At 74.4% G+C, this 22,017-nt stretch carries 20 protein-coding genes and 1 pseudogene; 3 read left to right on the forward strand and 18 right to left on the reverse strand.

Features of this window, described 5'->3' with window-relative positions:
* The 5 genes and pseudogenes from ACZ6NC_RS35360 to ACZ6NC_RS35380 all read right to left on the reverse strand — a co-directional run.
* Window positions 1–96, reverse strand: a pseudogene (locus tag ACZ6NC_RS35360) (electron transfer flavoprotein subunit beta); the annotation flags it as partial.
* Between the two features lie 215 nt (window positions 97–311).
* Window positions 312–1,118 carry a family 1 encapsulin nanocompartment shell protein gene (locus ACZ6NC_RS35365; protein ID WP_465737968.1) on the reverse strand — a complete coding sequence of 269 codons (807 nt, stop codon included), beginning with the start codon at window positions 1,116–1,118 and terminating at the stop codon, window positions 312–314.
* On the reverse strand, window positions 1,115–2,188 hold the full coding sequence (locus ACZ6NC_RS35370; protein WP_465737969.1) for a Dyp-type peroxidase: 1,074 nt from the start codon (window positions 2,186–2,188) through the stop codon (window positions 1,115–1,117). The genes ACZ6NC_RS35365 and ACZ6NC_RS35370 overlap by 4 nt, the downstream gene beginning before the upstream one ends.
* A 201-nt stretch (window positions 2,189–2,389) precedes the next feature.
* On the reverse strand, window positions 2,390–3,013 hold the full coding sequence (locus tag ACZ6NC_RS35375) for an FMN reductase (RefSeq protein WP_465737970.1): 624 nt from the start codon (window positions 3,011–3,013) through the stop codon (window positions 2,390–2,392).
* Window positions 3,010–4,122, reverse strand: a complete 1,113-nt coding sequence (locus ACZ6NC_RS35380; RefSeq protein ID WP_465737971.1) for an LLM class flavin-dependent oxidoreductase — start codon at window positions 4,120–4,122, stop codon at window positions 3,010–3,012. Before ACZ6NC_RS35380 ends, ACZ6NC_RS35375 begins: the two co-directional genes overlap by 4 nt.
* Before the next feature lie 231 nt (window positions 4,123–4,353).
* On the opposite strand from ACZ6NC_RS35380, the gene ACZ6NC_RS35385 reads away from it, so the two are divergent.
* Window positions 4,354–5,115 carry a PP2C family protein-serine/threonine phosphatase gene (locus tag ACZ6NC_RS35385; RefSeq protein WP_465737972.1) on the forward strand — a complete coding sequence of 254 codons (762 nt, stop codon included), beginning with the start codon at window positions 4,354–4,356 and terminating at the stop codon, window positions 5,113–5,115.
* A 112-nt stretch (window positions 5,116–5,227) separates the two neighbouring features.
* On the opposite strand, the gene ACZ6NC_RS35390 is transcribed toward ACZ6NC_RS35385, so the two are convergent.
* Both ACZ6NC_RS35390 and ACZ6NC_RS35395 read right to left on the reverse strand, forming a co-directional pair.
* Window positions 5,228–7,762 (reverse strand): collagenase, encoded by a 2,535-nt coding sequence (locus ACZ6NC_RS35390; protein ID WP_465738036.1) that lies wholly within the window; start codon window positions 7,760–7,762, stop codon window positions 5,228–5,230.
* Window positions 7,763–8,130: 368 nt separating this feature from the next.
* Window positions 8,131–8,700: a DoxX family protein gene (locus tag ACZ6NC_RS35395; RefSeq protein WP_465737973.1), complete on the reverse strand. Its 570-nt coding sequence runs from the start codon at window positions 8,698–8,700 to the stop codon at window positions 8,131–8,133.
* A 199-nt stretch (window positions 8,701–8,899) separates the two neighbouring features.
* Here ACZ6NC_RS35395 and ACZ6NC_RS35400 point away from each other — a divergent pair, with 199 nt between their 5' ends.
* Window positions 8,900–9,496 (forward strand): TIGR03086 family metal-binding protein, encoded by a 597-nt coding sequence (locus tag ACZ6NC_RS35400; RefSeq protein WP_465737974.1) that lies wholly within the window; start codon window positions 8,900–8,902, stop codon window positions 9,494–9,496.
* Window positions 9,497–9,657: 161 nt separating this feature from the next.
* The gene (locus tag ACZ6NC_RS35405) at window positions 9,658–10,119 is read left to right on the forward strand and encodes a hemerythrin domain-containing protein (protein WP_465737975.1); all 462 of its coding nucleotides are present in this window, start codon (window positions 9,658–9,660) and stop codon (window positions 10,117–10,119) included.
* A gap of 13 nt (window positions 10,120–10,132) precedes the next feature.
* On the opposite strand, the gene ACZ6NC_RS35410 is transcribed toward ACZ6NC_RS35405, so the two are convergent.
* From ACZ6NC_RS35410 to ACZ6NC_RS35460, 11 genes are all read right to left on the reverse strand, one after another.
* On the reverse strand, window positions 10,133–10,921 hold the full coding sequence (locus tag ACZ6NC_RS35410) for a VOC family protein (RefSeq protein ID WP_465737976.1): 789 nt from the start codon (window positions 10,919–10,921) through the stop codon (window positions 10,133–10,135).
* 147 nt (window positions 10,922–11,068) lie between these two features.
* Entirely contained in the window at window positions 11,069–11,833 is a 765-nt protein-coding gene (locus ACZ6NC_RS35415) for a hypothetical protein (protein WP_465737977.1), read from the reverse strand.
* The gene (locus ACZ6NC_RS35420; RefSeq protein ID WP_465737978.1) at window positions 11,830–13,347 is read right to left on the reverse strand and encodes an ABC transporter ATP-binding protein; all 1,518 of its coding nucleotides are present in this window, start codon (window positions 13,345–13,347) and stop codon (window positions 11,830–11,832) included. The genes ACZ6NC_RS35415 and ACZ6NC_RS35420 overlap by 4 nt, the downstream gene beginning before the upstream one ends.
* Window positions 13,344–14,150 (reverse strand): ABC transporter permease subunit, encoded by an 807-nt coding sequence (locus tag ACZ6NC_RS35425; RefSeq protein ID WP_465737979.1) that lies wholly within the window; start codon window positions 14,148–14,150, stop codon window positions 13,344–13,346. The genes ACZ6NC_RS35420 and ACZ6NC_RS35425 overlap by 4 nt, the downstream gene beginning before the upstream one ends.
* Window positions 14,147–15,091, reverse strand: a complete 945-nt coding sequence (locus tag ACZ6NC_RS35430) for an ABC transporter permease (protein WP_465737980.1) — start codon at window positions 15,089–15,091, stop codon at window positions 14,147–14,149. The genes ACZ6NC_RS35425 and ACZ6NC_RS35430 overlap by 4 nt, the downstream gene beginning before the upstream one ends.
* On the reverse strand, window positions 15,088–16,665 hold the full coding sequence (locus ACZ6NC_RS35435) for an ABC transporter substrate-binding protein (RefSeq protein WP_465737981.1): 1,578 nt from the start codon (window positions 16,663–16,665) through the stop codon (window positions 15,088–15,090). Before ACZ6NC_RS35435 ends, ACZ6NC_RS35430 begins: the two co-directional genes overlap by 4 nt.
* Before the next feature lie 4 nt (window positions 16,666–16,669).
* Window positions 16,670–17,473: a class I SAM-dependent methyltransferase gene (locus ACZ6NC_RS35440; protein ID WP_465737982.1), complete on the reverse strand. Its 804-nt coding sequence runs from the start codon at window positions 17,471–17,473 to the stop codon at window positions 16,670–16,672.
* On the reverse strand, window positions 17,470–18,675 hold the full coding sequence (locus tag ACZ6NC_RS35445) for an MFS transporter (protein ID WP_465737983.1): 1,206 nt from the start codon (window positions 18,673–18,675) through the stop codon (window positions 17,470–17,472). The genes ACZ6NC_RS35440 and ACZ6NC_RS35445 overlap by 4 nt, the downstream gene beginning before the upstream one ends.
* A complete protein-coding gene (locus ACZ6NC_RS35450) occupies window positions 18,672–19,874 on the reverse strand; it encodes an enolase C-terminal domain-like protein (RefSeq protein ID WP_465737984.1) in 1,203 nt (400 codons plus the stop codon). Before ACZ6NC_RS35450 ends, ACZ6NC_RS35445 begins: the two co-directional genes overlap by 4 nt.
* Window positions 19,871–21,001, reverse strand: coding sequence for a PLP-dependent cysteine synthase family protein (locus tag ACZ6NC_RS35455; protein ID WP_465737985.1), 1,131 nt, complete (start codon window positions 20,999–21,001; stop codon window positions 19,871–19,873). The genes ACZ6NC_RS35450 and ACZ6NC_RS35455 overlap by 4 nt, the downstream gene beginning before the upstream one ends.
* On the reverse strand, window positions 20,998–21,939 hold the full coding sequence (locus tag ACZ6NC_RS35460) for a Rossmann-like domain-containing protein (protein ID WP_465738037.1): 942 nt from the start codon (window positions 21,937–21,939) through the stop codon (window positions 20,998–21,000). The genes ACZ6NC_RS35455 and ACZ6NC_RS35460 overlap by 4 nt, the downstream gene beginning before the upstream one ends.
* Window positions 21,940–22,017: the final 78 nt, after the last annotated feature.

The raw sequence follows: 22,017 nt of genomic DNA on the forward strand, positions 1-22,017 counted from the left end.
CACGCCCTCCCGGTCGGTGGTGTGGTCGTCCGCGAAACGACGGTCACCCGTCGCGTCCGGCACGTACTTCACACAGACAACGATCCTCAAGCTCATGAGCGGTTCTCCTGATGACGGGTGCACTGGATCCATGGCCTCAGTTCATGCCAAGGGTACTGAGTGCCAAGTCCGGCCAGGGTGCGGCCTGCGCGCAGCAAGCGCGACCTGGACCGGCAAGCCGTGTCGGCTCTCTTCGACTGGCGTCAGAGGCTCAACCGAGACAATACGGCACTCAGTACCCCGCGTAAAGGAACTCAGTACCCTTCGGCCGATCACCGCCCCTGGCCGCCCAGGGCGACGGCGGCCTCGCCGGTGTAGAGGCGGAAGGTCATCGACTCCTGGAGGTAGAGGGAGACGGAGTCGGCGTCGTGCGAGAGGTAGCCGACCGAGACGTCCTGGCCGAGGAAGAGTTCGAAGTCGCCGCCTCGAGCGGAGAGCAGGTAGGCGCCCTGGATGGCCGGGGCCCAGATGATCTCGCCGTCGAGGAGGCGGGCGATGTGGGCGGCGACGGGGTAGCCGTGGTCGCTGGTCTCACTGACGGCGGTGAAGGGGTCGGCGCCGAGGAGGAGCGAGTAGGGGCCGCCGACACCGGCCAGGCGCAGGGCGGTGAGGGCCTGGCTCACGGTGGTGGGGTAGTCGCGGACGTCGGCTGGGAGCGCGATGGGCGGGTTGGTGGCGCCGGCCCGGATGCCCTCGATGCCGGCGGCCCGGTAGCCCTCGAAGACCGCGCGGTCCTCGGCGAGCGCGAGGGTGCGGGCGGCGTCCTTGACGGGCTGCCAGTCGGAGTCGCGGGAGCCGCGTTCGACGTCGTCCACGGCGGCGCGGCCGACGGTGAAGGGGACGCGGAGCTCGACCAGCGGCTGGGCCTCGCGGGTGTGCGCGAGGACGCCGTCGGCAGGCGGGGCGATGCCGGTGAGGTGGCCGGTGCCGACGGCGGCGAGGGTGGCGCCGTCGGGGCCGTGCAGGTCGACCACGCGGCGGCCGGCGATGTGGAGCTTGAAGGTCTGCCGGGCCTCCTCCTCGATCTCCGCCCAGGCGTCGGCGGAGACGGGGGCCAGGTCGCGGTGCAGGTTGCTCATCGGGCGGGGGTCCTCTTCAGACTGCCGATGGCGAGCGAGCCATCGGGCACGGAGACGGTGGCATCGGCGGAGACGGTGGCATCGGCGGAGACGGTGGCATCGGCGAAGGAGGGCGGCGCGGGCGGCGGGTCGTCCAGGAAGTCGGCGGTCGGGACGAAGTAGAGCGACCCGGTGACCGCGGTGGAGAAGTCGAGCAGCCGGTCGTGGCTGCCCGGCGGCCGGCCGACGAACATGTTGCGCAGCATCTCCTCGGTCACCTCGGGGGTGCGCGCGTAGCCGATGAAGTACGTCCCGGCCTCCCCCGCCCCCTCGAAGGAGCCGAACGGCATGTTGAAGCGCATGATCTGCCGCTCCTTCCCGTCCGGGCCGGTGACGCCGGTGAGGGCGACGTGCGAGTCGGGCGGCTTGACGGCGTCGGCCAGCTCGATGTCGCCGAGCTTGGTGCGGCCGACCGCCCGCTCCTGCTGCTCGACCGGCAGGGCGTTCCAGGCGGCGAGATCGTGCAGGTACTTCTGCACGATGACGTAGCTGCCGCCTGCGAACTCCCCGTCCTCCGCGCCGACGGTGACGGCGGCGGCCGCCGCCCGGCCCTCGGGGTTCTCGGTGCCGTCCACGAAGCCGAGCAGGTCGCGGTCGTCGAAGTAACGGAAGCCGTGGGCGGCGTCGACCACGGTGGCGGCGCCGGCAAGACGCCGGGTGAGTTCGCCGGCCAGTTCGAAGCAGAGGTCCATCCGGGCGGCCCGCAGGTGGAGCAGCAGGTCGCCGGGGGTGGCCGGGGCGCGGTGGCGGGCGCCGGCCACCTCGTGGAAGGGGTGGAGTTCGGCGGGGCGGGGACCGGCGAACAGGCGGTCCCAGGCGTCGGAGCCGATGCCGGTGACGCAGGTCAGCCCGCCCTCCGGCGCCCGGAAACCGACCGCGCGGCGCAGGCCTGCCAGGTCGGGCAGCAGGTCGCGGACGGCCTGCTCGCCGCCGGGGTCGACGGTGAGGACGAGGAAGATCGCGGCACTGGTGAGCGGGGTGAGGACGGCCTGCGGCTGGGGTGCGGGCTCGGGCGGCACGGCGGACTCCACCTCAGGACTCCCGGGAGGGCGGGGCAGAACGGACCTGGGTAAATCTGATCATGCGTACGATTACACCCCAGAGCGGACATTCGGGCGAGGCGTAGGCGTAGACGGAGGCAGGAGCAGGGGCAGGGCCAGGCCAGGGCCAGGGCAGGAACGCCGAAGGGGCGGGCCCGTGGGCCCGCCCCTTCTGTCCGTCACCGGCGGCCGTCAGGCCCGCAGGGCCGCCAGCTGCTCGGCGAACGGCACGACCTGCTCCGGCAGTTCGGGTGCCGCCGGGCCGCGGCCGGCCAGCAGGGCGGCCAGCTCGCCCGCCGCGCGGTCGATCCGGCCCGGCAGGCCGTCGGTGTGCCCGTCCCCCGTCGCGCCCCAGTCGTCGGTGGCCGCGTACACCGCGGTGGGGACGACGACCGACCGCAGGTAGCCGAAGAGCGGCCGGACGGCGTGTTCCAGGGCGAGCGAATGCCGCGGGGTGCCGCCGGTGGCGGCGATCAGCACCGGCTTGCCGGCCAGGGCGTCGTGGTCGATCACGTCGAAGAAGGACTTGAACAGGCCGCTGTACGAGGCGGTGAAGATCGGCGTCACGGCGATCAGGCCGTCCGCGTGGGTCACCGTCTCGATGGCCTCGCGCAGCGCCTTGCCCGGGAACCCGGTCACGAAGTTGTGCGCGATGTCGGTGGCGAGGTCACGGAGCTCGATCACCGTGACCTCCACCGATCCGCCCGCCAGGCCGAGCTGACGGACCGTCGCCTCGGCGAGCCGGTCGGCCAGCAGCCGCGTCGAGGACGGCTTGCTCAGCCCTGCGCTGACCACCGCCAGCCGGTACGTGCTCACTTGGCCACCTCCGTCGTCTCCTCCTGCCGCCGGGCGGCGAGTTCGGCCGCGACCCGGGCGGCGTGCGTCGGCCCCTCCGGGACGTCGGCCGGCCGGCCCTTGGCGAACTCGGCCCGCAGCACGGGCACGACCTCCTCGCCGAGCAGGTCCAGCTGTTCCAGCACGGTCTTCAACGGCAGGCCCGCGTGGTCCATCAGGAACAGCTGGCGCTGGTAGTCGCCGAAGGACTCGCGGAAGGTCAGCGTCTTCTCGATGACCTCCTGCGGGCTGCCCACGGTGAGCGGGGTCTGCTCGGTGAACTCCTCCAGCGAGGGCCCGTGCCCGTACACCGGCGCGTTGTCGAAGTACGGACGGAACTCGCGCACCGCGTCCTGCGAGTTCCTCCGCATGAACACCTGCCCGCCGAGGCCGACGTACGCCTGCTCGGGCGTGCCGTGGCCGTAGTGGGCGTAGCGGGAGCGGTAGAGCTCGATCAGCTTCTGGAAGTGCCCCTTGGGCCAGAAGATGTTGTTCGCGAAGAAGCCGTCCCCGTAGTAGGCGGCCTGCTCGGCGATCTCCGGACTGCGGATCGAGCCGTGCCAGACGAACGGCGGGACGCCGTCCAGCGGGCGCGGGGTGGAGGTGAAGGACTGCAGCGGGGTGCGGAAGCGGCCGGACCAGTCCACCACGTCCTCGCGCCACAGCTGGTGCAGCAGCGCGTAGTTCTCGACGGCGAGCGGGATGCCCTGGCGGATGTCCTTGCCGAACCACGGGTACACCGGGCCGGTGTTGCCGCGGCCCATCATGACGTCCACCCGGCCCTCGGCGAGGTGCTGGAGCATCGCGAAGTCCTCGGCGATCTTCACCGGGTCGTTGGTGGTGATCAGCGTGGTCGAGGTGGAGAGGATGATGCGCTCGGTCTGCGCGGCTATGTAGCCGAGCATGGTCGTCGGCGAGGACGGTACGAACGGCGGGTTGTGGTGCTCGCCGGTCGCGAAGACGTCCAGGCCGACCTCCTCGGCCTTGCGGGCGATGGCCACCATCGCCTTGATCCGCTCGTGCTCGGTCGGGGTGCGGCCGGTCGTGGGGTCGGGGGTGACGTCGCCGACGGTGAAGATTCCGAACTGCATGCTGCTCACCACACTCCAGGTGAATCCCGGCTTCGGGATCCGATCGTCAAAGTTTCAACCACCTTAGCACCGGCCGCTCCGGCGATATTCCCCGAGCACCGCCCGCGGCGACGGCCTCGGCGGCACCGTGGCTCCGGGACCGGTCGGCGCAAGCCCCGGGCGGCGGGCCGGGGCGCGCGACAATGGGAGGGCAAGGACGGCCGGCCCGGGACTCCGAAGGGCGGCGAGCCGATGGCGGCCTACATCTCGGTGAGCGCGCTGAGCCACGAGGGCCTGGTGCGGGAGCACAACGAGGACAGCCTGACGATCGGGCCGTGGACCCTCTGTGCGACCGTGACCAGCAACCCGCAGACCCTGCTCTTCCCGCTCGGCCTGCCCTGTGTGGTCGCGGTGGCGGACGGCCTCGGCGGGCACCCCGGCGGCGAGGTGGCCAGCGCGCTGGTCGCGCGGGAGCTGGCGGCGGCCGGGCCCGCGCTGGACGACGAGGAGGCCGTCCGGGAGGCGCTCCAGTCCTGCAACCGGGCCGTGTTCGCGGCGGCCGCCGGCGACCCGGAGCTGGCCGCGATGGGCACGACGGTGGCCGGCGTGGTGCTGCTCCCCGAGCAGGCGGTGGTCTTCAACGTGGGCGACAGCCGGGTCTACCGGATCGACGGGGACGGGCTGCGCCGGGTCAGCGTGGACGACAGCCCGCCGCCGGCGCCCGGACGGCGCACCACCTCACTGGTCACCCAGACGCTCGGCGGCTCGCTCGGCCTGACCTTCGTCGAGCCGCATGTGCGCAGCGCCCCGCTGGCGGTCGGCGACCGGTACCTGGTGTGCAGCGACGGGCTGACCGACCCGGTCACCGAGGAGGAGCTGTCCGCACTGCTGGCGCGGACCTACGAGGACGTCGAACGGGCCGACGGGCGGGCCGCGTTCGAGCTCTGGAAGGCCGCGATCGAGGCGGGCGGCCCGGACAACATCACGCTGGCGCTGGTCCGGATCGGCGCGTAGGGCGCCGCGGGCCTACCAGCCCACGGAGAGAGGCGGGGAAAGGGGAACACCCCGGCGGGGCGCTGGGTGCGCTCCGCCGGGGTGCCCGCTCACAGGTGTGCCACAGGCGCGTCTAGTACTCGGCCTTGATGTTCACCCCGTTGAAGCCCTGCTCCGCGTAGAGGCTGAAGTACAGGTAGCCGGCGGGCGGATCGGTGACGGTCAGGGTCTCGGTGTTGTTGCTCTGGTTGGTGGAGCGGGCGGTGTACGCGTTGGTGTACGCCCAGCTGCTCGCATTGTAGTAGAGGTCGGCGTTGCCGGTGCCGCCGGTGCTGCTGACCTTCAGCTGCTTCGTCCCGGCCGGGACGTACAGGTAGAAGTGGGCGTAGTTGCCGGTGGTCGCCGCCACGTTGCTGCGCCGGCAGTTCTTGTCGAGCTGGCGGGTGTCGGCGCCCGAGCACTCCGGCAGCCGGGCGACGGTGACGCTCTGGCTGGTGCTCGCGGTGGCGCCCTTGTTGTCGGTCACGGTGAGCCGGACGGTGTAGGTGCCGGGCGCGGTGTACCACTTGGTCGGGTTGGCGGCGGTGGAGGTGGTGCCGTCCCCGAAGTCCCAGGCGCGGGAGGCGATGGTGCCGTCCGGGTCGGTCGAGCGGTCGACGAAGGTCACGGCCAGCTCGCCGACGGCGGTGGTGAAGGCCGCCTTGGGGGCCTGGTTGCCGGGCGGGTTGGTGGTGTTGCCGCAGGCGCCGCCGGCGCAGGCGGTCAGCCAGGTGTCGAAGTCGGCGTTGTAGCGGGTGCCGATGGTGGAGGTCAGGTACGTGCGGGCACCGTTCCAGTCGCCGGCGCGGTACTTGGCGAGGACGGCGTCCATGTCCGCGCGGTGCTGCTCCAGCATGTAGCGCACGGCCAGGTAGCCCCAGCGGTAGACCCGCTCGGTGTCGCTGTTGTCGTAGGTGGTGTCGAAGAGGGTGCTCAGGCTGTAGGTGTGGCGGCCGGCGGCGTCGATCGCCGCGTCGTACGACACCTTGCGGTAGGAGTAGGAGACGTACTCGGCGAAGCCCTCGACCCACCAGACGGTCGGCGTCACCATGCCGGCGTTGAAGTCGCCGAACATGTCGAACCGGCCGTCGAGGTAGTGGGTGTACTCGTGGTTGAGGTTCCAGATCTGGAAGTCCGGGCGCACCCACTCGGCCTCGTAGGCGAGGAAGCGCGGCTGGTTGCCGGCGGTGGCCGGGTTGCCCTCCAGGTACATGCCGCCGTTGTTGGTGTTGATGCCGTAGATCATCGCGGCGAACACGCCGTAGTCGAACCGGGTGTGGAAGACCACGACCTCGATCGTGGTGTTCTTGTCGTTGGCGACCGGGCCGTTGTCCTTGGTCACCCCGTGGAAGAAGGCGTCCTGGCCGGTCAGGCTGGTGCAAGCAGTGTTCAGCTGGGTCGCGTCCAGAGCCTGGGCGAGGATCCGGATGCTCGGGCTGCAGGTGTGGTTGACCGTCAGGTTGGCCGCCTTGAGCCGGTTGGCGGCGTCACAGGTGCCGTAGTACGAGCAGTTGCCGGCGTCGTACGAGTCGGCCATCTCGGCGATGGCGGACCACTGGTAGGCGGTCCGGCCGGCGACCGAGGACTGGTCGGCCAGGCCCTTCATCAGCGGCCGGTCCTTGGCCTGCAGGGGGGCGTACTGGACGAAGCGGCCCAGCTCGCGGGCGGCGTTGTAGACCAGGAAGGTGTAGTCGCCGCCGAGTTGGGCGTTGTTGGCGGTGGCGAAGTTGTACAGCGAGTCCAGCACGCTCGGGTCGGCCTGCACGGCGGACACGAAGGCGGGGTTCTGGTGGCCGCGCCAGAGCACGGTGAAGACGCCGTTGAGCGCGTTCCCCATGCCGGCCGGGTTGTGGGTGGCACTGTTGTAGTCGGCCAGCATGCGCTTGACCACGTAGAGGTAGCGGGCGTTCTCCTGCGCGCTGTCGATCAGGGTGACGGCCTCGCCGAGGGTGCCCGCGTTGTCCGAAGTGACGTCGCGGGAGTGCGAGTTGGCGAAGAACGTGTCCAATGCGCCGCGGATCGAGGTCTGCAGGGTGGTGCCGTAGGTGCCCACGTCGGCGGGGTGGTACCACTGCACGAAGTAGCCGGCGCGCAGGTAGAGCACCAACTGGCCGACGGAGGTGGTGTTGTTGCCCGGGTAGCTCGCGGCGGCGTCGCGCAGGGCGTCGGCCACCGTGACCATCTGGGCCTCGCGGAACGCCTTGTTGGCGTCGGTGCCGGTGAGGCTGAAGAGCTGGTTGACGCAGCCGAGGTCCACCGACTTGATCTGCTGGACGAGCGCGCTGCCGGTGCGGCTGGTGAAGTCACCGATGTTGCAGGCCGCGGCGGTTGCACTGCCGGTGGCACTGGGGGCCTGCTGCGCCGCGGACTTGGCGGACTTCGCCGAGTTTCCGGACGCCGGGTCATCGGTGGGCGCGGTGGCCGAGAGCGGGGCCCGGTCGCGGGCCGGAACCGGCTGGTTCCGGCCGTGGTCGTCCGGGGTGGCGCCGAGGGCGGGCTGCGGACCCGGGTCCGTGGGGGCGGCGGGCGTCGCGCCGCCGGACTGCGGCGAGGCCGGGACGGGGGCGGCCTGGCTGCGCGGGGCGAACAGGCCGACCGCCAGGAAGAGCGCCAGGGCGATCGTCAACAGTCGGGCAAGCTGGGGTATTTGCGACAGGGGGCGTGCGGTTCTCACGTGGGGGGCCTCCGGGCCTTCTGCGGCCGCGTTGGGGGCGCGACCGTACGAGGGTGAGGACCGTTGCGACGGCGCCGCACAGGCGGCTCCGGCCGGCACACGGTGGGGAGTGTGACATGTACCATGGCACACATCACATGACGGTGGGAAGCCCCCGGACACTGACCATCCGACACCGACCTTCCCCGCCGGGCCACGGACCGCCGGACGCGGCACACGCATACGCGAAGGGGCTGCCGGTCGGACGACCGGCAGCCCCTCTCAAACCCCGCGCCCCGACCGGATGCAGACGGCTTCCGCCGCCAACCCGTTGGGCCCGCAGGTCAGTTACGCAGCATCAGGATGGCACCGGCGGTCACCAGGCCGACCACGACGGCGGCCGCGCCGTACGCCAGGCGGTGGGCGCGCAGCACCGGCAGGAAGCGGTCCACCGCGTAGCGGCCGGGCCCGGTCAGGGCGAGCGCGGCGGCACCGGCGGTGAGCAGCAGCTCGTACTCGCTGCCCTTGGGGGCGAAGAAGCCGCCGCCCCAGGTGACGGCGAGCGCGTTGACCATGGTGCCGAGGATCGCGGCGCCGGCCAGCGGGGTCAGCAGGCCGACGGCCAGGGCCAGACCGCCGAAGGTCTCGGTCAGGCCCGCGACCACGGCCATCGTGTTGCCGGCCGGGTAGCCGCTCATGGTGAAGAACTGACCGGTGCCGTCGATTCCGCCGCCGCCGAACCAGCCGAAGAGCTTCTGGCTGCCGTGCGCGGCCATGGTCAGGCCGAGGGCGAGGCGCAGCAGGAGCAGGCCTGCGTCATAGGCGTGCGGGGAGGTCGTCGCGGGGTCGGGGGTCACCCGGCCCGGGAGGACGGTGGTGGTGGGGGCGGTCGTGCTCGGGCTGGCGCTCGGCATGCGCGTCTCCATCGATCGGGGTCGGTCAGAGCAAGGGAGGGTGGGTACGGGCAGCCGGGAGGTGGTGCTGTCGTTCAAATTCGAACCGGCCGCTTCTCGACCGTACCCCGGAAGTTCGAATTTGAACAACACGACCGAGCCGACGCCGCCCGCGCGTCGGCGAGTCGCGGGCGGCAGGAGGCGGGGGCAGGGTGGAGGCATGGCTCATCGCAGGGAACACCGGCGGGCCGCCGAGCCCGGCACGCCCTACGCCGAGGCGCTGGCCGCGTTCGGCGACCGCGTCCGGCTGGTCACGCCCGACCAGTGGGACGCGCCGACGCCGTGCGCCGACTGGTCCGTCCGCGACCTGGTCAACCACCTCACCGGCGAGCAGCTCTGGGTACCCGAGCTGCTCATGGGCTCGACGATCTCCGAGGTCGGCACCCGCTTCGACGGCGACGTGCTCGGCCCCGACCCGGCCGCCGCCTGGACGGCCGCCGCCGACGCCGCCCGCGCGGCGTTCGAGGTGTCCGGCGCCACCGAGCTGACCGTCCACCTCTCCTTCGGCGACGTCTCCGGCCAGTACTACCTGGACCAGCTCACCACCGACGCCGTCGTGCACACCTGGGACCTCGCCGAGGGGATCCGCCGCCGCACCCGGCTGCCGGCCGGACTGGTCGAGTTCGCGCTCGGCGAGTTCGCCGGCTACGGGGACCTCTCCGGCAGCGGGCTGTTCGACCCGCCGCTGCCGGTGCCGGACGACGCGAGCCCGCAGACCCGGCTGCTCGCCCTCACCGGGCGCCGCGACCGGCTCTGACGGCGCCGGCAGCTCCCCCCGCGGGATGCCGATCCGAGGAATGCGGATCCGAGGAAAGCGGCCCTGACCTGCGGTGATCTCTCGCACCCGGCCGGTACGCGCAGGCGACGCCGGATACTGGAGATGTCGGGGGGCAGCACCGGACGAGAGGCGGGCGTGCCATGAGCCGCAGGCCGGACATCCTCGGCGAGTTCACCGCCGACCACCGGGCGGTGACGGAGCTGCTCACCCGGATCGACGACGCACCGCAGGGCGGGCCCGGGCGCGCGGAGCTGGTCGGACAGCTCACCGACCTGCTGTTCAGCCACTGCGCCGCCGAGGAGGAGCACCTCTTCCCGGTCGTCCAGCACGACGTGCCGGACGGCGGGACCCTGGTGTTCACGAGCATCCACGAGCACCTGGCGATCGGCCAGTACCTCTCCGACCTGCAGGGTGTCGACCCCGGCGACCCCGCCTTCGGCACGCTCTACGAGGGGCTGGCCGACCTCGTCCGGCGGCACCTGGCCACGGAGGAGGAGCAGGTCTTCCCCGCCGCGCGGAAGGCCCTGCCGGCCGGCGCCCGCGCCGCGCTCGGGGACCGGCTGCGGGCCGATCGCGAGGCGGTCGCCGAGGCCGGGCCGTAGCGGGCCCGGGGCCTCAGCCCTTCGGGCTGATCACCGCGAAGCGCCCGCCCTCGCGGTCCTGGAGGCGCGCGACCCGCCCGTACGGCGAGTCGAAGGCCGGGCCGACCGCGGCACCGCCCAGCTCCTCGGCCCGGGCCAGCGCCGCGTCGGTGTCCGCCACCGAGAACGACACCTCCCAGTGCGGCGGCATGCCCGCCGGGCCGCCCGCCTGCTCCCTGGCAAGGGCGGCGACGCTGTGGCCCTCGGCCCGCAGCACCACCCGGTCGTGCTCCCACCGCACCTCGAAGTGCTCGGGGTCGCGGCCGTCCCAGCGGAACACCTCGCCGTAGAAGAGCGCCGCCGCGAACGGGTCCGGCGTGCGCAGCTCGATCCAGACCGGCGCGCCCAGCAGGTCCAGCTTCCGGGCCCGGCCCAACGGACCCTCCCAGATGCCGAACACCGCGCCGGCCGGATCGGCGGCGAACGCCATCCGCCCGGCGTCGAAGGCCAGCGGGCCCACCGCGAGGGTCGCACCGCGCTCGCGGACGGCGTCGGCGGCGGCATCCGCACTCTCCGTGCCGAAGTACGCCGTCCACGCCACCGGCATGGCCCAGCCGCCGCTCGCCACACCCAGACCGGCCACCGCCTCGCCCCCGGCCACCGCGTGCACATACGGTCCGAAGCGGTCCGGCCCGGGCTCGAACTCCCAGCCCAGCAGCGGCCCGTAGAACGCCTTCGCCGCGTCGAGATCGCGCGCCATCAGGCTCACCCAGCACGGAACGGCCGCCACACAGCGCACCCTGACGGTCTCGCCGCTGCCCATCGCGCACCTCCTCGACACCCGGCCGCCGGGCCCCTCCCGACTCCCGCGGCCGACCGGCCGCCCGGGCGCCTTCAGCCTAGGCCGCGGACCCGACCCGGGCGAGGCACGGCGCGCAGGGGGGAGACGGCGGATGGCCGACGGTACGCCTCAGAGCCGCGGGGCCTCCCCGAACCCGCCGTGGCCCGCGCCGGGCGCCGTGAGCGCCAGCCAGCCGTGGCCTCGGACCGGAGTCCCGGAGGTGATCGCGGCGGGGTCGAGGGAGAGGTGGACGGCGGCCTCGCCGATGCCCTGGACATCGGAGGCGTTGGGCTCGGGGTAGGCGTCCTCGTAGTCCTCCTCGTCCTCGAAGTCGGCCGCCGTGAGCACCTCCTCCCAGGGCAGTGGGTCGCCCGTCCACTCCGGGGCGCCGTAACGCCAGTAGCCGCGCAGCACGGTGCCGTGCTCGGCCGTGGCCCAGATCACCGAGTCGGCGAATGGGTCCTGGTAGTAGACCTGGGCCTTGCCGCAGGCCGCGCTGAGCCGCTCGATCACGTCGTGCGGCCACCAGGTGGTCTCCCGCAGCGGGGTCTCGGCGTAGATCAGGCGCCAGCCGGCGTACTCGGGCGTGACGAAGACCCGGTGCACCGCCTCCGGGGTGTACTTCTCGTCGTGCTCCTGGGAGGCGAGCCCGTAGTGGACGGTGACGGGTATCCGGTCGTGCAGGCCGAGCACCTCGAACGCCGCCTCGTACGTGGCGCCGGGGACGGCCAGCCACCAGTGGTCGGGCAGCGCGCCGGGCCGCTCGTCGGCGAAGGCGCGGCGGGCCGCCTCCTCCACGTCCGCGCGGTCCGCACCGGTGGTGTCCTCGGCGAGCAGGACGTCGACCAGGGCGGCGAGAGCCTCGGGGGCGGGCAGGTCGGTCACGGTGTTCATGTCGGCGACCTTAGGGCACTGGTCCGACATTCCGTCACCAGTACGGGTGAACCGGGCTCGAACCGGCCGTCCGTCATGGTGGCGACGGCGTCGGCGAGCTCCCCGGCGGCGGCGAGGTCGTGGGTGATGAAGAGCAGCGCGAGGCCGGTGCGTTCGCGCAGGGCCGCCAGGCGGGCCAGGATCACCGTCCGGGTGGCGGCGTCCAGGCCGGAGGTGATCTCGTCGCAGACCAGCACCGCCGGGTGGACGATCAACGCCCTTGCCAGGGCGGCCCGTTGCAGTTCGCCGCCGGAGAGGGCCGCAGGTGGGCGGGCCGCCTTGGCCGGGTCGAGGCCGAGACCGGCGAGCAGGGCGCGGGCCTCCTCGGCCGCCCGGGGCGTCCGCAGGCCGCGGAGCCGGACGGCGGCTCGGGCGACCTGCTCCACGACCGGCCGGTGGTCGGCGAAGGCGGCCCGGACGTCCTGGAAGACGTACTGCACGGAGGCCAGTTGGGCGCGGTCGCGGGCCCGGACGCTGCGCGGAAGCGCCGCACCGTCCAGGCGGACGGTGCCGTGGTGGCGCGGGTGCAGGCCGGCCAGGCAGCGGCCCAGGGTGGTCTTGCCGCTGCCGGAGCGGCCGACGAGGGCGAGGCACTCCCCCGCCCGCAGCGTGAGGCGGACATCGTGCAGGACGGTCGCACCACCGGGGTGGCGGGCGGTGAGGCCGGTGACGGCGAGCCGGACCGGCCCGGCCGGCGGCTTCGGGTGCGCCAGAACGGACGGCGCGACGGGCGGGGCTCCGGACGGCACACCGGTACGCGCGGCGGACGGCGCTCCCGCAGGCGCGGCGGCCGGCTCACCGGCGTGCGCGAGCGCGGTGGCCGGAGGGCCGGACCGCAGCACCCGGCCGGCCTCCAGGACGACCACCTCGTCGGCCAACTCCCCCACCACGTCCAGATCGTGGCTGAGCAGCACGATGCCGGTGCCGCGCCCGGCCAGGGAGCGGAGCAGGGCGGTGATCCGCTGCCTGGTGAGCGCGTCCTGCCCGGTGGTCGGCTCGTCCGCGACGATCACCCGTGCGCCGAGCAGCAAGGCCTGGGCGAGCACCACGCGCTGCTGCTGACCGCCCGAGAGCTGGTGCGGGAACCGTCTCAGGACGCCCTCCACGTCCGCGAGTTCGGCGTCGCGCAGCGCGTCGTGCAAGGCGTCGCGGACGGCGTGCGGGCCGGCGCCGGACCGACGGGCGAGGTCGCGCAGCAGCACGCCGACCCGGCGCACCGGGTTGAGCACGGTGGCGGGGTGCTGCGGGACGTACCCGATCGGGCCGGCCGGGGCCGTCACCGTGCCGGAGACCTCGGCCCCGGGCGGGTAGGCGCCGAGCAGGGCGAGCGCGGTCGTGGTCTTGCCGCTGCCGGACGGGCCGACCAGGGCGGTCACCCGGCCGGCCCGCACCCGCAGGTCGACGTTCCGTACGAGGGTCCGCCCGCCGGCCTTCACCGTCAGGCCGTCCACGCTCACCAGCACCGGGGCGGTCACCGCCGGCCTCCCTTCCCGCCACCGTGCAGGGCGGCGTCGAACAGCAGGTTGGTGCCGGTGGAGAGGCCGGCGATCAGCAGGGCGGGGACGACCACCGCCCAGGGCTGGAGGAAGAGGCCGGGCCGGTTGCGGTCGACCATCACCGCCCAGTCCGCGGCGTCCGGCTGCACGCCGACGCCGAGGAAGGCGGCGGTGCTGACCAGGTAGAGCGCGCCGACCAGGCGGGTGCCGGCGTCGGCGGCGAGGGTCCGGCGGATCGAGCGGGCCACCTGACCGAAGGCGATCCGCACCCACGATTCGCCGTGCAGCCGCAGCGCCTCGACCACCGGCCGGGCGGCGGCCTCCACGGCGGTGGCGTGCACCACCCGGGCGACGTCCGGCACGGCGGCCACCGCCACCAGGACGGCCAGCCCGGCGGCACCGGGCCGCAGGGCGGTGGCGACCAGCAGGACGAGCAGCAGCGAGGGCACCGCGATCAGCACGTCCAGCGGCCTCAGCAGCAGCTCCTCCAGCCAGGCCCGCCCGGTGAGCGCGGCGGCCAGCGCGAGCGGCAGCGCCAGCGCGTACGCGAGCGCCGTCGCGGCGAGCGCCACGAGCACCACCGGCCGCCCGCCGAGCAGGACTTGGCGCCAGACGTCCCGCCCGGTGAAGTCGGTGCCCAGCCAGTGGCCGCCCCCCAGGGTGAAGGAGACGGCGCGCGGCCCGGACTCCCCGGCGAACACCGGGCCGAACAGCGCCAACAGCAGTGGGCCGGACACCAGGACGACGCCCAGCACGTACCCGCGCGCGGGAAGGCCCCTCACACCGCCACCTCCGCCCGGGGCGCCAGCCGGCGGGCCACCAGATCGGCGGCCAGGTTGAGCAGCACCGTCACCACCCCGAACAGCACCGCCAGCCCCTGCACCACCGGGACGTCCCGCGCCGCCACCGCGTCCAGCAGCACCGTGCCCAGCCCCGGGATCACGAACAGCGCCTCCGCCACGATCACCCCGCAGAGCAACCAGTCGGCGGTGCGGGCCAGTTGCTGGACCGCCGGGGCGAGCGCGTTGGGGAGAGCGTGCGCCCGCCGGACCCGGGCGGGCGGGATGCCGCAGCGCAGGGCGTGGACGGCGTACGGGGCGGCCATCGCCTCGATCAGGCCGGCCCGGACCAGCCGGGCGACCGAGCAGACCGGCCGGGCCAGCAGCACCGCCACCGGCAGCACCAGGACGGCCGGCTGCCGCCCGAGCCCGCCGACGGCGGTCGGCGGCAGCCAGCCCAGCCGCAGCGCGAAGACCGCGGTCAGCAGCACGCCGAGCGCGAACTCCGGTACCGCGTACACCGCGAGGGTGACGGTGCTGATGGTGCGGTCCAGCGGGCCGCCCTCACGGCGGGCGGCGAGCATGCCGAGGCCGACCGCCGTCGGCACCAGCAGCGCCAGGGTGAGCGCCGCCAGCAGCACGGTCGGGCCGAGGCCGTCGGCGAGGTAGCCGGCCACCGGGCGGCCGCTGACCAGCGAGCGGCCGAGCTCGCCGTGCGGCAACCCGCCCGCCCAGTCGGCGAACCGCTCGACGGCCGGGCGGTCCAGCCGCAGGGCCGCCCGGATCGCGGCGATCCGCGCCGGGTCGGGGTCGTCCCCGGCGATCGTGACGGCGGCGTCGCCGGGCAGGGCCTCGGTGAGCAGGAAGACCAGCACCGGGACGGCGGCCGCCTGGGCCGCGCCGAGCACCAGTCGGCGCCCGGCCCAGCCGCGCAGGGTCGTCACGCCAGCCAGACCTTGTCGAAGCGCGCCCAGTCCAGGGTGTTGGCGGGGGCCTCCGCGGAGACGCCGCGCAGGCGGCGCCCGACGCCGACGATCCAGTCGGCGAAGCCCCAGACCAGGAAGCCGCCCTCGTCGTGGAGCCGGCGCTGCATCCGCCCGTAGAGCGCGGCGCGGGCGGCCGGGTCGGCGGTGGACTGGGCCTGGGTGTACAGGTCGTCGAAGTCCGGGTGGCGCCAGTGGGTGGCGTTGGTGGTGGAGCCGGAGAGCAGCCGCTGGGAGATGTGGGACTCGATGGGCAGCGCGCCGGAGCGGTAGGAGGCGAGCACGCCGCCGTCCAGGATGTCCTTCCAGTAGGTGTCCTTGCTGCCGACCTTCACCTCCACGGTGACGCCCGCCCTGGCCGCCTGCTCCTTGAAGATGCCCGCCGCCTCCACGAAGCCGGCCGCGACCGGAGAGGTGTCGAGGATGACCTTCAGCCCCTCCGCACCGGCCTCGCGCAGCAGGGCGCGGGCGCGGTCGAGGTCCTGGGTGCGCTGGGGCAGATCGGCCGGGTAGTACTGGGCGCCCTTGCCGAAGAGGTCGTTGCCGATCTCGCCGGCGCCGGAGAGGGCGCCGTCGACCAGCTCCTGCCGGTCGGCGATCAGGAAGAACGCCTGCCGCACCCGCGGGTCGTCGAAGGGCGGCCGGTCGGTCTTCATCACGAAGCCCTGCATCGCGCTGTTACGCAGCCGGACGATGCCGATCCGGCCGCCCTTCTCCTGTGCGCGGGCGGTGGCGGGGGTCAACTCGTGGGCGTACTCGGCTTGTCCGGCGAGCAGGGCGTTGGCGCGGGCCGACTCCTCGGCGGCGTCCAGGATCTCCAGCTCGTCCAGGTGCGGGGCGCCGTCCCAGTAGCCGTCGAACCGCCTGACCAGCAGCGAGCCGCCGGGCTTGAACGAGACGAAGGCGAACGGGCCGGAGCCGACGGGGTGCTGGAAGTCCTCGCTGCCCTCCGGGACGATGTAGGCGCCGAACGCGGCCAGCACGTTGGGGAATTCGGCGGATGGGCGCTTGAGCCTGAACTCGACGGTGGCCGGGTCGACGGCCCGGCTGGCGGCGAGGTCGATCGGTTCGAGGGAGGCACGGGCCCGGAACGCCCGCTTGGGGTCGGCTATCCGGCGGTAGCTGTAGAGCACGTCGGCGGCGGTGACCGGCCGGCCGTCGTGGAAGTCGGCCTTGCGCAGCCGGACCGTCCAGGTGTCCAGGGCCATGTTGGGTTCCCAGCCGCTCGCCAGCCGGGGGACGGCGGCGAGGTCGGAGCCGGAGTCGGCGAGTTTGTCGTAGAGGGCTTTGGCGCGGGCGGCGTCGGCGAACAGGTTGACCAGGTGCGGGTCGAGGGTCTCACCGGCGCCGCCCCCGGCGAAGACGGCGCGCAGCCGGCCGCCGGATCGCGGGGCGGCGGAGGCCTCGGAGGCGGCCTCGGAGGAGCCGGTGGACGGGGCGGAGGAGCAGGCGGCGAGGCCCAGGGTGGAGAGGCCCACGGTGGAGAGGGCGCCGCCGGCGGCGAGCAGGGTACGTCGGGCGATCGGACGGGTCATCGGGTCAACTTCGCTTTCTTGCCAGGGTGTCGAGCCGGGCGACCAGGTGCAGCCGGTCGTCGTCGACGGTGTCGGCGGCCGGGTCGCCGTCGGCCCAGCGCGGTTCGGTGCGCGGGCCGGGCCGGTCGTAGAGGGCGAGGACGGTAAAGCCGTTGGCCGCGAGCAGGTAGCGCAGCTCCTGCGGGAAGAGCAGCCGCCAGGCGGAGTGCTGTTCGACGGCCGGGGCGCCGTCGTCGCTGGTCCAGATCCTGGTGCGGCGCAGGAGTTGGACCGCGTGGTCGATCCGGAGCGTGGTGTGCGAGGTGAAGGTGGTGCCGTCGCGGGTGACGGTGTCGGTGCGCGGGGCGTCGAGGAGTTCGGTGCGGCCGAGGAAGAAGGCGCCGTTGCGCATCTCGGCGACCAGTAGTCCGCCCGGGCGCAGGTGGCGGCGGAGCCGGCCGAACAGGGCGTCGAGGTCGTCGTTGGTGTGGCAGTAGAGCAGCGCGCTGTCCAGGCAGAGCGCGGCGTCGAAGCGGCCGGGGAGCCGGAAGGTGCGCATGTCGCCGACGTGGTACGCGGGCCCGGGGTGGCAGGCGCGGGCGTGCTCGATCATCGCCTCGGAGCTGTCCAGGCCGGTCACCGTGCGGCCGGCGGCGCGGTGCAGCCATTCGGCGTCCCGGCCGGTGCCGCAGCCGAGGTCGAGCAGGTCGGGCCCGGCGCCGTACTCGCGGAGCACCGAATCGGCCCACCGGGCGGCGGTGAACCCCCGGTCGGGGAAGCGCAGTTCGTAGAGCTCGGGGGTGTCGGTGAGCAGGTTGCGGCCGTTCATCGGGCCTCGCTGGGGAGTGGGCGGGCGGGGGCGGGGAGGTGTCCGGCCCGGTGCAGCCGGGCGAGGGCGGCGGCGGAGCCGAGGCCGAGGGCGGTGCAGAGCAGCCAGGGCGCGGCGTCGGCGCCGTCCATGGCGCGGCCGACGGCGGTGTTGCCGAGGGCGGCGGCGACACCGGAGACCACGTAGTACAGCCCGTAGTAGGTGCCGGTGAGGCCGGGCCGGCCGAAGGCGGGGATCAGGGCGAGGACGAAGGGCTGGGCGGTCATCAGGCCGAGTTGGAGCAGCAGCACCCCGCCGAGGACGCCCGGCAGGCCGGGGACGGCGAGCGGGAGCAGGAAGCCGGTGCCGGCGACGGCGAGGCCGGGCGGGATCCACCGGGCGGGCGGGCCGTGCCGCTGGAGGCGGCCGGTGATGCGGAGTTGGAGGGTGAGGTTGGCGAGGGTGCTGGTGAGGAAGACCAGGCTGACGGCGCCCTCCCAGCCGGTGGCGCGGCGGGCGGCGTCCGGCAGCAGCAGGTAGAGCTGGCTCTCCATGCCGAACAGGCCGACCATGGCGAGCGCGAAGGCGAGGAACCGACGGTCACCGGCCGCCTCGCGCCAGTCGGCGAGCACGCCTCGCGGCGGCGGCGGGACGGGCCGCTCGGGGAGGGCCAGCGCCTGGGCGACGGTGAGCAGGGCGAAGATGCCGGCGGCGGCGAGCGCGGCGGCCCGGAAGTCGACCAGCAGCAGGACGCTGCCGAGCAGCGGTCCGGCCAGCGCCCCGGTGGTGGCGAAGACGTTGAACAGGGCGAAGGCCTCGGCCTTGCGGTCGGCGGCCTCGTGCGCGACGTAGGTGCGGACGGCCGGGTTGAACAGGGCTCCGGCCAGCCCGCTGAGCGCCGAGGCGGCGAGCAGCACCGCGAGCGAGTCGCCGAGCGCGAACAGCCCGAAGCCGACGGCCCGCAGCGCGCAGCCGGCGATGATGACGCGCCGGGCACCGAGCCGGTCGGCGGCCGACCCGCCGAGGATGAACAGGCCCTGCTGGCTGAGGTTGCGAAGCCCGAGCACGGTGCCGACGGCGAGAGCGGAGAGCCCGAGGTCCTGGCCGAGGTGGCCGGCCAGGTAGGGGATGAGCAGGTAGAAGCCGGTGTTGACGCCGAGCTGGTTGACCAGCAGCAGCCGTACGGGCAGCGGATAGGTCCGTACGGCGCGCAGTATCCTCACCGGCCGGCCGCCGGATCGCCGCCGGGCGCGGGGCGGCCATGAGGTGCGGGGCGGCCGTGCGGTGCGGTGCGGCCGCCGGGCGCGGGGTCCGCTCCCCCGGCGGTGGCGTGGCGTGCTCCTCCGGCCGGCGCGGGGCGCGTTCCGCCGGCGGTCCCCGCCACCGGCACCGGCAGGACTCCGAGCCCGGCCCGGTCCGAGGTGCGGACGGTGCCGTCCGTGCCGCCGATGCCCTGCCAGGGGTCGTGGGCGAGCAGCAGGTGCCCGTCGAGGTCGATCCAGCGGGCCAAGTCGGCGACGTGCACGGCCGGGGCGATGCCGAGCGAGCTGGCGGCGAGGCAGCCGAGCATCAGTTCGGTGCCGCTGCCGTGCAGGGCGGCCTGGATGCGCAGCACCTGGTGGACGCCGCCGCACTTGGCGAGCTTGAGGTTGACGCCGTGCACCCGCCCGGCGAGCCGGCAGGCGTCCTCGTAGCCGACGGCGTCCTCGTCGGCGATCAGCGGGATCGGGGAGCGTTCGGCGAGGGCGGCCAGAACGGCGGGGCGGCCGGGCGCGATCGGCTGTTCGACGGCCTCGACGCCGGCCGCGGCGAAGACCGGGAGCAGCCGGTGGGCCTGGTCCTCGGTCCACGCGCCGTTGGGGTCGAGCAGCAGTCGGGCGTCCGGGGCGCTTTCGCGGACGGCCCGGACCCGGGCGAGGTCCTCGGCGGGGTCGGCCGCGCCGGCCTTGATCTTGAGCAGCTGGAAGCCGGCGGCGGCGAGCAGGGCGGCCTGGACGGCGGCGCGGGCGGGCGGCTCGATGCCGATGGTGCGGGCGGTCGCGGCGGCCACCGGGGCGAGCCGGCCGAGGAGTTGGTGGACGGGCGCGCCGGCCCGCTTGCCGACCAGGTCGAGCAGGGCGGCCTCGACGGCGGCCAGCACGCCGGCCGGCAGCTCCTTGAACGGGGCGGCGCCGCGCTGGAGTTCGACCAGGGCGGTCTCCGGGTCCGGGTAGCGTTCGAGGTCCGGCCGGAGTTCGTCGGCCTCGCGGCGGATCAGGTCGGCGGGCAGCCGCAGGTAGCCGCTGCTGACGGCCTCGCCATGGCCGGTCAGGCCGCCGTGGCGGACGGCGAGCTGGACGGCGTCGCGCTCGGCGGTCACCGAGCGGGAGATCCGCAGCGGTTCGGCGAGCCGGAGCCGTACGGTGCGGACGTCGAGCCTCATCGGTCCTCCTCGGGGCGGCCCCGGCGGTCGGCCTGGTCCGGTTGGGCCCGGTGCTCCGCCGGGTCGGTGTGGCCCGGCCGGCCGGTGCGGCAGCGGGCCCACCCGGAGACCTCGACGGCGGCCGGGTACGGGATCTCGATCGGTCGCAGCGCGGCGCGCTCCGGCTCCAGGCCGTGCCGGTGGCAGAACGCGTCGTCGTAGACGGTGCCCAGGTAGCGGTGCGGGCCGTCGGGGAAGACCGTGGCGACGGCCGCGCCCGGGTGGACGCGGGCGGCCCAGGCGGCGACCAGGGCGACCGCGCCGGTGCTCCAGCCGCCGCTGACGAAGGCGCCGCGGGCCAGCCGCCGGCAGGCGTCGACCGCCTCGGCCGGGCCGACCCAGTGGATCTCGTCGAAGGCCTCGTGGGCGACGTTGCGCGGGTGGATGGAGCTGCCGAGGCCGCGCATCAGCCGGGGGCGGGCGGGCTGGCCGAAGATGGCGGAGCCGACCGAGTCGACGCCGATGATCCGCAGCGCCGGCCAGCGGCGCCGGAGCGGTTCGGCCAGCCCGGCGCTGTGGCCGCCGGTGCCGACGCTGCACACCAGGACGTCCAGGTGGTCGAGTTCACCGGTCATCTCCTGGGCCATCGCCCGGTAGCCGGCCGCATTGTCGGGGTTGTTGTACTGGTCCGGCCAGTAGGCGCCGGGGAGTTGGTCCAGCACGGCGCGCAGCCGGGCGAGCCGGGCGGCCTGCCAGCCGCCGTGCCGGGCGGGCCGGTCGACCAGCTCCAGCCGGGCGCCGTACGCGCGGAGCAACTGCCGTATGGACGGTTCGAGTTCGGCGTCGCCGACCAGGACGACCGGGTGGCCGAGCGCCTGTCCGGCGAAGGCCAGGCCGATGCCGAGGGTGCCCGAGGTGGACTCCACCACGGTGGCACCGGGCCGGAGTTCGCCGCGGGCGTGGGCCCCGCGGAGCATGGCGACGGCGGAACGGGCCTTCATGCCGCCCGCGGCGAGGCCCTCCAGCTTGGCCCAGAAGCCGGGGTGCGGGTGCGGCAGCGGGGTGCTGATCCGGGCCAGCGGGGTCCGGCCGAGCAGCGGCAGCAGATCGGGGTTGCCGACGGCGGCCGAGGCGAGCAGGGCGGTCACCGGGCGCCGCCTCCCGCCTGGTCCTCGCCGCGCGACTCTCCCCCGTGCAGGTCCTCCCCGTGCGGGCCCTCCCCGTGCGGGTATCGCCCGTGGGGGAATCGCCCGTGCGGGCCTGCCTCGCGCAGGCCTCCCCCGTACAGGTGGAGCACGGTGGGGCCGCCGTCGAGCCAGAAGAACGGGTACGGCTCGGCGCTGACGGCGCTCACACCGTGGCCGAGCAGACGCGGCAGGACGGCGCTGCCGGTCTGGGCGAACAGCACCAGCGGTTTGCCGGTGGCTCGGGCGTGGGCGAGCAGCGGGTCGAGCGTGCCGTTGCCGAGGGTCATGCCGGAGGCGAGGATCGCGTCGCAGTCGTCCAGGTAGGCGAGGGTGTCGGCCTCCACCGGCTCGCCCCACTCGGTGGCGCCGCCCTTGAGGTCGCACGGAACGTACTCGACTCCGTGCGACCGGAGCTGCTCCAACAGGGAGTTGACCACGCCGACGACCAGGACCCGGCGCACCGAGGCGAGCGGGAGCAGCCCGGCGACGGCGCGGGCCCGGGCGCGGGACTTCTCCAGCGAGCCGCCGGCCGGGACGGTCACCGGCCGGGCGCCCTGGGCCGGGGTGTGCGGGCGGCAGTGCATCAGGTAGGCGTCGAGGGCGGCGACCCGGACGGGGGTGAGTGGGTGGCCGAGCAGCTCGTCGACGGTGGCGCCGACGCAGTCGGTCAGCGCGTCCGCGGGCAGTTCGCCGGGTTCGACGGCGCAGGAGCCGACGGCGGCGCCGAGGCGCAGGCCGAGCACCTCGTTGCGGTACCCGTGGGCTCGGCCGGCGTGCCGGACGGCCTGGGTGGTGGTGAAGGCGAGGGCGATCCGCTGCCCGGCCGGGTCGGGCCCGTACGCACCGGCGCGGGCCTGTTCGGCGATCAGCTCCAACGCGCTGCCGGGGGCGACGGCCAAGGTGGTGGCGGGGACGGGGACGGGGGCCGGGGTCGGGGCGGGGACGACGACCGAGGTGGTGGCCGGGGCGCTCGCGCC

This window comes from Kitasatospora sp. NPDC041988, from assembly GCF_055588525.1.

What these genes read in the sequence shown, in the direction of transcription:
- ACZ6NC_RS35365 (WP_465737968.1), bottom strand. Translation starts at nt 1,118, where the DNA reads ATGAGCAACCTGCACCGCGACCTGGCCCCCGTCTCCGCCGACGCCTGG.
- ACZ6NC_RS35380 (WP_465737971.1), bottom strand. Translation starts at nt 4,122, where the DNA reads ATGCAGTTCGGAATCTTCACCGTCGGCGACGTCACCCCCGACCCCACG.
- ACZ6NC_RS35385 (WP_465737972.1), top strand. Translation starts at nt 4,354, where the DNA reads ATGGCGGCCTACATCTCGGTGAGCGCGCTGAGCCACGAGGGCCTGGTG.
- ACZ6NC_RS35395 (WP_465737973.1), bottom strand. Translation starts at nt 8,700, where the DNA reads ATGCCGAGCGCCAGCCCGAGCACGACCGCCCCCACCACCACCGTCCTC.
- ACZ6NC_RS35400 (WP_465737974.1), top strand. Translation starts at nt 8,900, where the DNA reads ATGGCTCATCGCAGGGAACACCGGCGGGCCGCCGAGCCCGGCACGCCC.
- ACZ6NC_RS35405 (WP_465737975.1), top strand. Translation starts at nt 9,658, where the DNA reads ATGAGCCGCAGGCCGGACATCCTCGGCGAGTTCACCGCCGACCACCGG.
- ACZ6NC_RS35410 (WP_465737976.1), bottom strand. Translation starts at nt 10,921, where the DNA reads ATGGGCAGCGGCGAGACCGTCAGGGTGCGCTGTGTGGCGGCCGTTCCG.
- ACZ6NC_RS35415 (WP_465737977.1), bottom strand. Translation starts at nt 11,833, where the DNA reads ATGAACACCGTGACCGACCTGCCCGCCCCCGAGGCTCTCGCCGCCCTG.
- ACZ6NC_RS35435 (WP_465737981.1), bottom strand. Translation starts at nt 16,665, where the DNA reads ATGACCCGTCCGATCGCCCGACGTACCCTGCTCGCCGCCGGCGGCGCC.
- ACZ6NC_RS35440 (WP_465737982.1), bottom strand. Translation starts at nt 17,473, where the DNA reads ATGAACGGCCGCAACCTGCTCACCGACACCCCCGAGCTCTACGAACTG.
- ACZ6NC_RS35450 (WP_465737984.1), bottom strand. Translation starts at nt 19,874, where the DNA reads ATGAGGCTCGACGTCCGCACCGTACGGCTCCGGCTCGCCGAACCGCTG.